Annotated in this window: 10 protein-coding genes; 9 read left to right on the forward strand and 1 reads right to left on the reverse strand. The window is 55.7% G+C overall.

Annotated elements, in window-relative coordinates; translation table 11 throughout:
- Positions 1 to 100: 100 nt before the first annotated feature.
- The 3 genes from AOC04_RS04425 to AOC04_RS04435 all read left to right on the forward strand — a co-directional run bounded on the left by AOC04_RS04425 (position 101) and on the right by AOC04_RS04435 (position 3145).
- The gene (locus AOC04_RS04425) at positions 101 to 955 is read left to right on the forward strand and encodes a glycine betaine ABC transporter substrate-binding protein (RefSeq protein WP_060691329.1); all 855 of its coding nucleotides are present in this window, start codon (positions 101 to 103) and stop codon (positions 953 to 955) included.
- 223 nt (positions 956 to 1178) lie between these two features.
- On the forward strand, positions 1179 to 1490 hold the full coding sequence (locus AOC04_RS04430; protein ID WP_060691330.1) for a DUF485 domain-containing protein: 312 nt from the start codon (positions 1179 to 1181) through the stop codon (positions 1488 to 1490).
- Positions 1487 to 3145 (forward strand): cation acetate symporter, encoded by a 1659-nt coding sequence (locus tag AOC04_RS04435; RefSeq protein WP_060691331.1) that lies wholly within the window; start codon positions 1487 to 1489, stop codon positions 3143 to 3145. The genes AOC04_RS04430 and AOC04_RS04435 overlap by 4 nt, the downstream gene beginning before the upstream one ends.
- A 250-nt stretch (positions 3146 to 3395) precedes the next feature.
- Here the strand turns inward: AOC04_RS04435 and gltA are convergent, their stop codons facing one another.
- Complete coding sequence (gltA, locus tag AOC04_RS04440; protein ID WP_060691332.1) at positions 3396 to 4685, reverse strand: citrate synthase; 1290 nt, start codon at positions 4683 to 4685, stop codon at positions 3396 to 3398.
- A gap of 350 nt (positions 4686 to 5035) precedes the next feature.
- Between gltA and sdhC the strand changes: the two genes are divergently transcribed.
- The 6 genes from sdhC to odhB all read left to right on the forward strand — a co-directional run bounded on the left by sdhC (position 5036) and on the right by odhB (position 12626).
- Positions 5036 to 5422 carry a succinate dehydrogenase, cytochrome b556 subunit gene (gene sdhC, locus AOC04_RS04445; protein ID WP_085985560.1) on the forward strand — a complete coding sequence of 129 codons (387 nt, stop codon included), beginning with the start codon at positions 5036 to 5038 and terminating at the stop codon, positions 5420 to 5422.
- Complete coding sequence (sdhD, locus tag AOC04_RS04450) at positions 5416 to 5784, forward strand: succinate dehydrogenase, hydrophobic membrane anchor protein (protein WP_003446906.1); 369 nt, start codon at positions 5416 to 5418, stop codon at positions 5782 to 5784. The genes sdhC and sdhD overlap by 7 nt, the downstream gene beginning before the upstream one ends.
- Before the next feature lie 3 nt (positions 5785 to 5787).
- On the forward strand, positions 5788 to 7563 hold the full coding sequence (gene sdhA / locus AOC04_RS04455) for a succinate dehydrogenase flavoprotein subunit (RefSeq protein ID WP_060691333.1): 1776 nt from the start codon (positions 5788 to 5790) through the stop codon (positions 7561 to 7563).
- A gap of 11 nt (positions 7564 to 7574) precedes the next feature.
- On the forward strand, positions 7575 to 8279 hold the full coding sequence (locus AOC04_RS04460; RefSeq protein ID WP_060691334.1) for a succinate dehydrogenase iron-sulfur subunit: 705 nt from the start codon (positions 7575 to 7577) through the stop codon (positions 8277 to 8279).
- Between the two features lie 260 nt (positions 8280 to 8539).
- A complete protein-coding gene (locus AOC04_RS04465; protein ID WP_060691335.1) occupies positions 8540 to 11371 on the forward strand; it encodes a 2-oxoglutarate dehydrogenase E1 component in 2832 nt (943 codons plus the stop codon).
- A gap of 40 nt (positions 11372 to 11411) precedes the next feature.
- A complete protein-coding gene (odhB, locus tag AOC04_RS04470; RefSeq protein WP_060691336.1) occupies positions 11412 to 12626 on the forward strand; it encodes a 2-oxoglutarate dehydrogenase complex dihydrolipoyllysine-residue succinyltransferase in 1215 nt (404 codons plus the stop codon).
- Positions 12627 to 12658: the final 32 nt, after the last annotated feature.

Consider the following 12658-nt stretch of genomic DNA (forward strand, 5'->3'; position numbering starts at 1 on the left):
TGATGATCAGGTGCGTACTGTGTCGGGGTGCCTGGCCGGCTCCGAAATGATCTTGATGTGGCCCGGCACTCGTCGGGCCCTGCACTGTGGGGAATCATTAATGAAGATGCGACGAATTTTGAGCGCGGGAGTTGCCTTGGTGCTGGCGATGAGTGCGGGGTTGGCGAGCGCCCAGAGCAAGCCGACGCTGAATATTGGCTATGTCGATGGCTGGTCCGATAGCGTAGCGACCACCCATGTGGCTGCTGAAGTGATCAAGCAGAAGCTGGGCTATGACGTGAAACTGATGCCGGTCGCCACCGGCATCATGTGGCAGGGTGTGGCGACCGGTAAGCTCGATGCCATGTTGTCAGCCTGGTTGCCGGTTACCCACGGCGAATACTGGGCCAAGAACAAGGACAAGGTTGTCGATTACGGGCCTAATTTCAAAGACGCAAAAATTGGCCTGATCGTGCCTGACTATGTAGCCGTCAAGTCCATAGCCGACTTGAAGGACGATGCCGGTTTCAAAAAGAAAATCGTCGGCATTGACGCCGGATCGGGCGTCATGCTGAAAACTGACGAAGCGATCAAGGACTATGGGCTGGACTATAAACTGCAAGCCAGTTCCGGAGCGGCCATGACCTCGGAACTGGGGCGTGCTTACGCTAAAAACGAGCCGATCGTCGTCACTGGCTGGGTGCCGCACTGGATGTTTGCCAAGTGGAAACTGCGTTTCCTGGATGATCCGAAAGGTGTTTATGGGGCCGCAGAAACTGTTAACAGTATCGGCAGCAAAGAGTTGGGCAAGAAAGCCCCTGAAGTTGCTGCCTTTTTGAAAAAGTTTTCGTGGAACTCCAAAGATGAGATTGGCGAGGTAATGTTGGCCATTCAGGAGGGTGCAAAACCTGAAGTTGCGGCAAAAGAGTGGGTTGCCAAGCACCCCGAGCGTGTTGCCCAGTGGACCGCTAACTAATCGCGAAGTGTCTAGCTCGCAGTACACAAGACCGTTTGGTGTTAACGCCAAACGGTTTTTGCGTTTACGGGGGTTGGTGCGGGTGCACATCGTCCTTGCAGACTAGAGAAACCGGGGGGTTGAGCGCAGTTGAGGCTCTACTACTAAAGTCGTCTGGAATTGAATTTGAAGCCCCCTAATAGTGAAAACGTTACATCTCATCTGTGCTGCGAGGACAAAAATAATGAACGACAGCATTTACCTCTCTATTCAAAACAGTCCCCTCTTCAAGGAACTGGTCAGAAAAAGAGAACGCTTCGCCTGGATACTCTCGGCAATCATGCTCGGGTTGTATGCCGCCTTTATTCTTTTGATTGCTTATGGGTCACACATCATGGGGGCCAAGTTAACCCCTGATTCGTCCATTACCTGGGGCATACCCATCGGAGTGGGGCTGATTGTTTCGGCTTTTATTCTGACGGCCATTTATGTACACCGGGCCAATGGCGAGTTTGATGACCTGAACAATGCAATTCTCAAGGAGGCGGGGCAATGATTAGGCGTCTATTGGCAACACTGGGAATTGCAGCCCTGGCTCCGAGTGTCTGGGCAGCAGAAGCCCTGACCGGAGAAGTTCAAAAACAGCCGCTTAACGTTTCGGCGATCATTATGTTTGTCCTGTTTGTCGGGGCAACTTTGTGCATTACGTATTGGGCTTCAAAGCGCAATAAATCGGCAGCGGACTATTACGCTGCGGGCGGCAAAATCACCGGTTTTCAGAATGGCCTGGCTATTGCGGGCGACTACATGTCTGCCGCGTCTTTTCTGGGTATTTCCGCGCTGGTGTACACCTCTGGCTACGACGGCCTGATCTACTCGATCGGCTTCCTTGTAGGCTGGCCAATCATTCTGTTTCTGATCGCAGAGCGTCTGCGTAACCTGGGCAAATACACCTTTGCCGATGTGGCGTCCTATCGATTGGGCCAGGCCCAGATTCGCTCGCTGTCTGCCTGCGGCTCGCTGGTAGTGGTGGCGTTTTATCTGATTGCGCAAATGGTGGGGGCGGGCAAGCTGATTCAGCTTCTGTTCGGTCTGGACTACCACGTTGCAGTGATTCTGGTGGGCATTCTCATGTGTCTGTACGTGTTGTTCGGCGGCATGCTGGCGACCACCTGGGTACAGATCATCAAGGCGGTTCTGCTGTTGTCGGGCGCTACGTTCATGGCCGTAATGGTGATGAAGCACGTTAACTTCGACTTCAACTCGCTGTTTGCCGAAGCCATCAAGGTCCACCCAAAGGGCGAGGCCATCATGAGCCCCGGTGGTTTGGTGAAGGATCCGATTTCGGCATTCTCCCTCGGGCTGGCGCTGATGTTCGGTACTGCGGGTCTGCCTCACATCCTGATGCGCTTCTTTACCGTAAGTGATGCAAAAGAAGCCCGTAAGAGTGTGCTCTACGCGACCGGCTTTATTGGCTACTTCTATATCCTGACGTTCATTATCGGTTTTGGCGCGATCCTGCTGGTGAGCACCAATCCTGCGTTCAAGGATGCTGCCGGTGCCTTGCTGGGCGGTAATAACATGGCGGCAGTGCATCTGGCCGATGCGGTCGGCGGCAGTATTTTCCTGGGCTTTATCTCGGCAGTGGCCTTTGCCACCATCCTGGCGGTGGTTGCAGGTTTGACCCTGGCGGGTGCTTCGGCTGTGTCCCATGACCTGTATGCCAGCGTGATCAAGAAAGGCAAAGCCAACGACAAGGATGAAATCCGCGTCTCGAAGATCACTACTGTGATCCTGGGCGTGCTGGCGATTGGTCTTGGCATTCTGTTTGAAAGCCAGAACATTGCGTTCATGGTTGGCCTGGCGTTCTCGATTGCTGCCAGCTGTAACTTCCCGGTCTTGCTGCTTTCCATGTACTGGAAAAACCTGACCACTCGCGGTGCGATGATTGGCGGCTGGATGGGGTTGATCAGTGCTGTTGGCCTGATGATCCTTGGCCCGACCATTTGGGTGCAGATCCTGCACCATGAAAAAGCCATCTTCCCTTACGAGTACCCGGCGTTGTTTTCGATGATCATCGCGTTTGCGGGTATCTGGTTCTTCTCCATCACTGACAAGTCCAAGGCTGCGGAGAAAGAGCGGGCACTGTTCTTTCCTCAGTTTGTGCGTTCTCAGACCGGCCTGGGGGCGAGCGGGGCGGTGGATCATTAATCGGCTGTAAAGGGTAGGTGCAAAAGAATCCCCCTGTCGCAAGGCAGGGGGATTTTTGTTTGTATCGCTGCTCAATAATGTGTAGGCGCGTGCTTGGTCGCGAGCTATTGGTTGGCGCTACAAGAGCTCGCGATCAAGCTCGCTCCTGCAGGCAGGCAGTTGTATTCGGCACAAACTAATACGGCCCCTGCTCTTGTTAAGAGGCAGGGGCCGTATTGGCTGCAATCAGGACTCTATCGTGGGACAGGCCTTACTTGCGGTCTTCCAGTTTGGTGATGTCACGCTGCTCGTAGCCGGTGTACAACTGGCGCGGGCGGCCGATCTTGTACGGGCTGGAGAGCATTTCTTTCCAGTGCGAGATCCAGCCGACTGTACGCGACAGGGCGAAGATCACGGTGAACATGCTGGTTGGAATGCCGATCGCCTTGAGGATGATCCCCGAGTAGAAGTCGACGTTCGGGTACAGCGAGCGCTCGATGAAGTACGGGTCGGTCAGGGCGATCTCTTCCAGGCGCATGGCCAGTTCGAGTTGCGGATCGTTCTTGATCCCCAGTTCCTTGAGTACTTCGTCGCAGGTCTTTTTCATGACCGTGGCGCGCGGGTCGCGGTTTTTGTAAACCCGGTGACCGAAGCCCATCAGTTTGAACGGATCGTTCTTGTCCTTGGCCTTGGCGATGAATTTGTCGATGTTGGACACATCGCCAATTTCGTCGAGCATGGTCAGCACGGCTTCGTTGGCGCCGCCGTGGGCAGGGCCCCACAGTGCAGCGATACCGGCAGCAATACAGGCAAACGGGTTGGCACCCGAAGAGCCTGCCAGGCGTACGGTGGAGGTCGAAGCATTCTGTTCATGGTCAGCGTGCAGGATAAAGATCTTATCCATTGCCTTGGCCAGTACCGGGCTGATCGGTTTTATCTCGCACGGCGTGTTGAACATCATGTGCAGGAAGTTTTCGGCGTAGGTCAGGTCGTTACGCGGGTACATCATGGGTTGACCCATGGAGTACTTGTAAACCATCGCAGCCAGGGTAGGCATCTTGGCAACCAGACGTATCGCGGAGATTTCGCGATGCTGCGGGTTATTGATGTCCAGGGAGTCGTGGTAGAAGGCCGAGAGGGCGCCGACTACACCGCACATGACCGCCATCGGGTGGGCGTCACGACGGAAGCCGTTGAAGAAGGTCTTCAACTGCTCGTGAACCATGGTGTGGTTCTTCACGGTGCTGACAAATTGAGCCTTCTGCTCTGCGGTCGGCAGTTCGCCGTTCAGCAGCAGGTAAGCGGTTTCAAGATAGTCAGAGTGTTCGGCCAGCTGTTCGATCGGGTAGCCGCGGTGCAGCAGGATACCGTTGTCACCATCAATATAGGTGATCTTCGACTCGCAAGATGCGGTCGACATGAAGCCAGGGTCAAATGTGAACCGGCCCGTGGCCGTAAGGCCTCGCACATCGATTACATCGGGACCCACGGTGCCAGTTAAAATGGGCAGCTCGACGGGGGCTGCGCCCTCGATGATCAACTGCGCTTTTTTGTCAGCCATGTGGCCTCCTATTTATGCTTGAAATCATCAGACAGACCCCCCACGCAGGGCCCGCACCACTATAGTGAGATAAATTCGAATGTCAATTTGCCTAAAGTCTTGCTGTACAAGGCTTTGAACAGCGATTTTTAGCGAATATCCCGGCCGTTTACGCCTTTTATGCCCGAAGCGCAATGCGCTATTAGGGGAAGGTGATTGCGTTGTCATTAGCGACCTAACTGTCTATACTCGGCAGCCGACCGCCAGGGGCTTTTGGGCCTGTTTAGATGGGGGTCGTCACTCCCGGGTGGTGGGTACCTGACCAGTGCGCATCCCAACAAACTTGCCCTGATTGTTAGGGGCTCTTCAGTGTGAAAAAAGCCGTGAATAGCCAACGACCTGTAAACCTAGACCTAAGGACCATCAAACTCCCCATCACCGGCGTTACGTCATTTCTGCACCGTGTATCGGGCATCATTCTTTTTCTCGGCCTGGGCTTCATGCTTTATGCATTGAGCAAATCCCTGGGTTCCGAAGAAGGTTTTGCCGAGGTGAAGGCATGCTTGACCAGCCCGCTGGCCAAATTCGTTGCGTGGGGCCTGCTCTCTGCCTTGCTGTATCACCTGGTTGCCGGTGTGCGCCACTTGATCATGGACATGGGCATCGGTGAGACGCTTGAAGGCGGCCGACTGGGCTCGAAAATCGTAATCGTCATTTCTGTGGTGATGATTGTTCTGGCGGGAGTTTGGATATGGTAACCAGCGTTACGAACCTGTCGCGTTCGGGCCTCTATGACTGGATGGCACAGCGTGTGTCTGCGGTTGTTCTAGCGGCTTATTTCATCTTCCTGATCGGATACCTCGTTGCGAACCCAGGCATTGGCTACGCCCAATGGCATGAGCTGTTCGCAAGCAACTGGATGCGTATCTTCAGCCTGCTGGCCCTTGTTGCTCTGGGCGCACACGCCTGGGTCGGCATGTGGACCATCGCGACCGACTACCTGACGCCAATGGCGCTGGGCAAGTCCGCGACAGCAGTACGTTTCCTCTTCCAGGCAGTCTGCGGCGTTGCAATGTTCGCTTACTTCGTCTGGGGTGTGCAGATTCTTTGGGGTATCTGATTCATGGCTAACACAGTTAATACACTCTCGTTCGACGCCATCATCATTGGCGGCGGCGGTGCAGGCATGCGCGCTGCTCTGCAGCTGGCACAAGGCGGTCACAAGACTGCCGTAGTCACCAAGGTTTTCCCGACTCGTTCCCACACCGTATCGGCTCAGGGTGGCATTACCTGCGCGATCGCGTCTGCGGATCCAAACGATGACTGGCGCTGGCACATGTACGATACCGTCAAGGGCTCCGACTATATCGGTGACCAGGACGCTATCGAGTACATGTGTTCCGTAGGCCCGGAAGCCGTTTTCGAGCTGGAACACATGGGTTTGCCGTTCTCCCGTACCGAACAGGGCCGTATCTATCAGCGTCCTTTCGGTGGTCAGTCCAAGGACTTCGGCAAGGGTGGCCAGGCTGCCCGTACTTGCGCTGCAGCCGACCGTACAGGTCACGCGCTGTTGCACACCCTGTACCAGGCCAACCTGAAGGCCGGCACTGTATTCCTTAACGAATACTACGGTGTCGACCTGGTGAAGAACGAAGATGGTGCCTTTGTAGGCATGATCGTGATCTGCATCGAAACCGGTGAAACCTCTTACGTTCGCGCTAACGCGACCGTGCTGGCCACTGGTGGTGCAGGCCGTATCTACTCCTCTACTACCAACGCCCTAATCAATACCGGTGACGGTATCGGCATGGCGCTGCGTGCAGGCGTACCGGTTCAGGACATCGAAATGTGGCAGTTCCACCCGACCGGTATTGCCGGCGCCGGTGTACTGGTTACAGAAGGTTGCCGTGGTGAAGGTGGATACCTGATCAACAAGCACGGTGAGCGTTTCATGGAGCGTTATGCTCCGAACGCCAAAGACCTTGCCGGTCGTGACGTTGTAGCTCGCTCGATGGTTAAAGAAATCATCGCGGGCAACGGTTGCGGTCCGGACGGTGACCACGTAATGCTGAAACTTGATCACCTGGGTGAAGAAGTTCTGCACAGTCGTCTGCCAGGCATCATGGAGCTGTCCAAGACCTTCGCTCACGTCGATCCAGCCGTAGCGCCGATCCCGGTAGTTCCAACTTGCCACTATATGATGGGCGGCGTTGCCACCAACATTCATGGTCAGGCCATCACTCAGGACGCTGAAGGCGTCGACCAGATCATCCCTGGCCTGTTTGCAGTGGGTGAAGTGGCTTGCGTATCGGTTCACGGTGCCAACCGTCTGGGCGGCAACTCGTTGCTCGACCTGGTGGTATTCGGTCGTGCTGCCGGCCTGTTCCTTGAACAGACCCTGAAAGAAGGCGTTGATTACGCTCGTCCGCGCCAGTCCGACATCGACGCTGCCCTGGCACGTCTGGACGGCCTGAACGCACGTACTGACGGCGAAGACGTAGCAACCCTGCGTAAAGAGCTGCAAAGCTGCATGCAGAACTACTTCGGTGTATTCCGTACTGGCGAATACATGCAGAAGGGTATTGCCCAGCTGGCTGATCTGCGCGCGCGCATTGCCAACGTGAAAATCAACGATAAGAGCCAGGCGTTCAACACTGCTCGTATCGAAGCCCTCGAGCTGCAAAACCTGCTCGAAGTGGCTGAAGCGACTGCAATCGCTGCTGAAGTTCGTAAAGAGTCGCGCGGTGCTCACGCCCGTGAAGATTTCGAAGATCGTGACGACGTTAACTGGCTGTGCCACACCCTGTATTTCCCGGGTGAAAAGCGCGTAGCCAAACGTGCGGTGAACTTCTCGCCAAAAACCGTTCCGACCTTTGAACCTATGATTCGGACTTACTAAGGGTGGCCGATATGTTGAAAGTCAGTGTTTATCGCTACAACCCGGATCAGGATGCCGCGCCGTTCATGCAGGAGTTTCAGGTCAATACCAATGGTAAAGACTTGATGGTGCTGGACGTGCTGGCCTTGATCAAAGAGCAGGACGAAGGTTTTTCCTATCGTCGCTCTTGCCGTGAGGGCGTTTGCGGCTCCGACGGCATGAACATCAACGGCAAAAACGGCCTGGCTTGCGTCACGCCGCTGTCTGCTGTTGTAAAAGGTAACAAGCTGATCGTTCGCCCTCTGCCAGGTTTGCCGGTTATCCGTGACCTGGTCGTCGATATGAGCATCTTCTACAAGCAATACGAGAAAGTGAAGCCGTTCCTGCAGAACGATACTCCGGCCCCGGCCATCGAGCGTCTGCAGTCTCCTGAAGAGCGTGAGAAGCTCGACGGTCTGTACGAGTGCATCCTGTGCGCTTGCTGCTCGACTTCGTGCCCGTCCTTCTGGTGGAACCCGGACAAGTTCCTGGGCCCTGCTGCACTGCTGCAAGCCTACCGTTTCCTGGCTGACAGCCGTGACACCAGAACCAGCGAGCGCCTGGCTTCACTGGATGATCCGTTCAGCGTATTCCGCTGCCGCGGGATCATGAACTGCGTAAACGTGTGTCCGAAGGGCCTGAACCCGACTAAGGCCATCGGTCACGTGCGTAGCATGCTGCTGCAGAGCGGCGTGTGATTCAAGGCTGTACTGCAAGACCGTTTTAACCGTAGATGCTACGGCGCAGGCTTCAACCGGCGCCGTAGTTTTAACCTGAGCAACAGCTCAAAAAGCTGCGGCTCTTATTTTGAAGAAATGAGACCAGCAGGGGCATCCGGGCTGGTACCCGGACTATCAGCGTGATCCTAAGTGGCTTGTTTTAGTCGCTGTATTCGGACTTTCTCAAGCGTGCTCTGGTGTTCTCGTCGATGGTGTCCCCTAACCGAGGGTGACCAAGCATGCAAGAAAGCGTGATGCAGCGCATGTGGAACAGCGGCTATCTTTCAGGTGGTAACGCTGCCTATGTGGAAGAGCTCTATGAGCTCTACCTGCACGACCCTAACGCTGTGCCAGAAGAATGGCGCACCTACTTTCAGACGTTGCCCAATGACGGCAACTCTGCCAACGATGTTTCGCACTCTACAATCCGCGACCATTTCGTGCTGCTGGCAAAGAACCAGCGCCGCGCCCAACCGGTTTCTGCCGGGAGCGTGAGCAGTGAGCATGAGAAGAAGCAAGTTGAAGTGCTGCGATTGATCCAGGCCTATCGGATGCGCGGCCACCAGGCAGCCCAGCTTGATCCGCTGGGGCTGTGGCAGCGTCCTGCACCTGCAGACCTGTCGATCAATCATTACGGCTTGACCAATGCCGATCTTGATACGACCTTCCGTGCCGGCGACCTGTACATCGGCAAAGAGGAAGCGAGCCTACGCGAAATTCTCGAAGCTTTGCAGCAGACATATTGCCGCACCATTGGCGCCGAGTTCACGCACATCGTCGATTCCGAGCAGCGCCACTGGTTTGAACAGCGCCTCGAAAGCGTACGTGGCCGCCCAACGTATTCGGCTGAAATCAAGAGCCATTTGCTTGAGCGCGTGACTGCTGCTGAAGGTCTGGAAAAATACCTGGGCACCAAATACCCGGGCACCAAGCGTTTCGGCCTGGAAGGCGGCGAAAGCCTGATTCCTTTGCTGGACGAGCTGATCCAGCGTTCGGGTAACTACGGCACCAAAGAAATCGTTATCGGCATGGCTCACCGTGGCCGCCTGAACGTTTTGGTCAACACCTTCGGTAAAAACCCGCGCGACCTGTTCGACGAGTTTGAAGGCAAGAAGAAAATCGAGCTGGGTTCCGGTGACGTTAAATACCACCAGGGCTTCTCCTCCAACGTCATGACTTCCGGTGGCGAAGTCCACCTGGCGATGGCGTTTAACCCTTCCCACCTGGAAATCGTTTCCCCGGTGGTTGAAGGCTCGGTACGTGCCCGCCAGGATCGTCGTAACGACAAGACCGGCGAGAAAGTGCTGCCGATTTCCATCCACGGTGACGCTGCATTTGCAGGTCAGGGCGTGGTCATGGAAACCTTCCAGATGTCGCAGACCCGCGGCTTCAAGACTGGCGGTACCGTTCACCTGGTCATCAACAACCAGGTTGGCTTCACCATCAGCAACCCTGAAGACTCGCGTTCCACCGAGTACTGCACTGACGTCGCGAAAATGATTCAGGCACCGATCCTCCATGTAAATGGTGATGATCCGGAAGCCGTGTTGTTCGTAACCCAGCTGGCAATCGACTACCGCATGCAGTTCAAGCGCGACGTCGTGATCGACCTGTTCTGCTACCGCCGCCGCGGTCACAACGAGGCCGATGAGCCAAACGGCACTCAGCCGTTGATGTATCAGCAAATCGCCAAACAGCGCACTACCCGTGAACTGTATGCCGAGCGTCTGACTCAGGAAAACGTGGTTGACGCAGAGCGCGTTCAGTCCAAGATCGACGAATACCGCAACGCGCTGGACAACGGTCTGCATGTTGTGAAAAGTCTGGTCAAAGAGCCGAACAAAGAGCTGTTCGTTGACTGGCGTCCGTATCTGGGCCACGCCTGGACTGCGCGTCACGACACGCGTTTTGATCTGAAAACCCTGCAAGAACTGTCGGCCAAGCTGCTGGAAATTCCGGAAGGCTTCGTGGTTCAGCGCCAGGTTGCGAAGATCTACGAAGATCGTCAAAAAATGCAAGCCGGCGGCCTGCCGATCAACTGGGGTTATGCCGAAACCATGGCGTACGCGACCCTGGCGTTCGAAGGTCACCCGATTCGCATGACCGGTCAGGACATCGGCCGCGGTACGTTCTCGCACCGTCATGCCGTACTGCATAACCAGAAAGATGCTGGTACCTATATCCCGCTGCAGCACCTGTATCAGGGTCAGCCACGTTTTGACCTGTACGACTCGTTGCTGTCGGAAGAAGCGGTACTGGCGTTCGAATACGGCTATTCGACCACCACGCCGGATGCTCTGGTTATCTGGGAAGCCCAGTTCGGCGACTTCGCCAACGGCGCTCAGGTTGTAATTGACCAGTTCATCACCAGCGGTGAACACAAGTGGGGCCGTCTGTGCGGTCTGACCATGTTGTTGCCGCACGGCTACGAAGGTCAGGGCCCGGAGCACTCCTCTGCACGTCTTGAGCGTTACCTGCAATTGTGCGCCGAGCACAACATTCAGGTGTGCGTGCCAACGACTCCAGCGCAGATTTACCACCTGCTGCGCCGTCAGGTTATCCGTCCGCTGCGCAAGCCGCTGATCGTACTGACACCCAAGTCGTTGCTGCGTCACAAATTGGCAGTCTCGACCCTGGAAGATCTGGCCGAAGGTTCGTTCCAGACCGTTATTCCAGAGATCGATGCACAAGATCCGGCGAAAGTCGGTCGCATCGTGCTGTGTAGCGGCAAGGTCTACTACGACCTGTTGGAAAAACGCCGTGCCGAAGGTCGTGATGACATCGCCATCGTGCGTCTTGAGCAGCTGTACCCGTTCCCTGAGGACGACTTGATTGAAGTCCTGGCTCCGTACAAAAACGCCAAACATATTGTCTGGTGTCAGGAAGAGCCGATGAACCAGGGTGCTTGGTACTGCAGCCAGCATCACATGCGTCGCATCATTGGCGGTCACGATAAATCTCTCGTACTTGAGTACGCGGGCCGTGACGCTTCTGCTGCACCTGCTTGTGGTTATGCATCGATGCACGCTGAGCAACAGGCAAAACTGTTGCAAGACGCGTTTACTGTTTAACGCCTTCGCGCACTGAAACCGAATTTAAGGAACCACGAACATGGCTATCGAGATTAAAGCCCCTACTTTCCCGGAATCGGTTGCCGATGGCACCGTTGCCACCTGGCACAAGCAACCAGGCGACGCTGTAAAGCGCGACGACCTGATTGTTGACATCGAAACCGACAAAGTTGTGCTGGAAGTATTGGCTACAGCTGACGGCGTGCTGGGCGCAATCGTCAAGAATGAAGGCGACACCGTTCTGTCCGACGAAGTTCTGGGCTCCATCGTTGAAGGCGGCGCCAGCGCTGCTCCAGCCGCCGCTGCACCTGCTGCTTCGGCTGCTGCTGCCCCGGCTGCTGAAGGCGAAGACGATCCTGTAGCAGCTCCGGCTGCTCGCAAGATCGCTGAAGAAAACGGTATCAACATCGCCTCCGTTGCCGGCACCGGCAAAGGCGGCCGTGTGACCAAGGAAGACGTGGTAGCTGCTGTTGCTGCCAAGAAAGCCGCTCCGGCTGCTGCTCCGGCCAAAGCCGCTGCTGCACCGGCTGCTCCTGTTCTGGCTGCGGGCGACCGTGTCGAGAAGCGTGTTCCGATGACCCGCGTTCGCGCTACCGTAGCCAAGCGCCTGGTAGAAGCTCAATCGAACATGGCGATGCTGACCACTTTCAACGAAGTAGACATGACCGAAGTCATGGCGCTGCGTTCGAAGTACAAGGACCTGTTCGAGAAGTCCCACAACGGCGTACGTCTGGGCTTCATGTCGTTCTTCGTGAAAGCTACCACCGAGGCGCTGAAACGCTTCCCGGCTGTTAACGCTTCGATCGACGGCTCCGACATCGTTTACCACGGCTATGCAGACATCGGTGTTGCTGTTTCCAGCGACCGTGGTCTGGTGGTACCGGTTCTGCGTAACGCCGAACTGATGAGCCTGGCTGAAATCGAAGGCGGCATTGCTGCCTACGGCAAAAAAGCCCGCGACGGCAAGCTGTCGATGGACGAAATGACCGGTGGTACTTTCACTATCACCAACGGTGGTACTTTCGGTTCGATGATGTCGACTCCGATCGTTAACCCGCCGCAAGCCGCAATCCTGGGCATGCACAACATTCTTCAGCGTCCAATGGCTATCAACGGTCAGGTTGTAATCCGTCCGATGATGTATTTGGCTCTGTCCTACGATCACCGCTTGATCGATGGCAAAGAAGCTGTAAGTTTCCTGGTAGCAATCAAAAACCTGCTGGAAGATCCGGCTCGTCTGCTGCTGGATATCTGATAGAAGCAGCCATGAGCTGCAAGCCGCAATCC

The organism is Pseudomonas versuta (assembly GCF_001294575.1).
GTDB lineage: Bacteria > Pseudomonadota > Gammaproteobacteria > Pseudomonadales > Pseudomonadaceae > Aquipseudomonas > Aquipseudomonas versuta.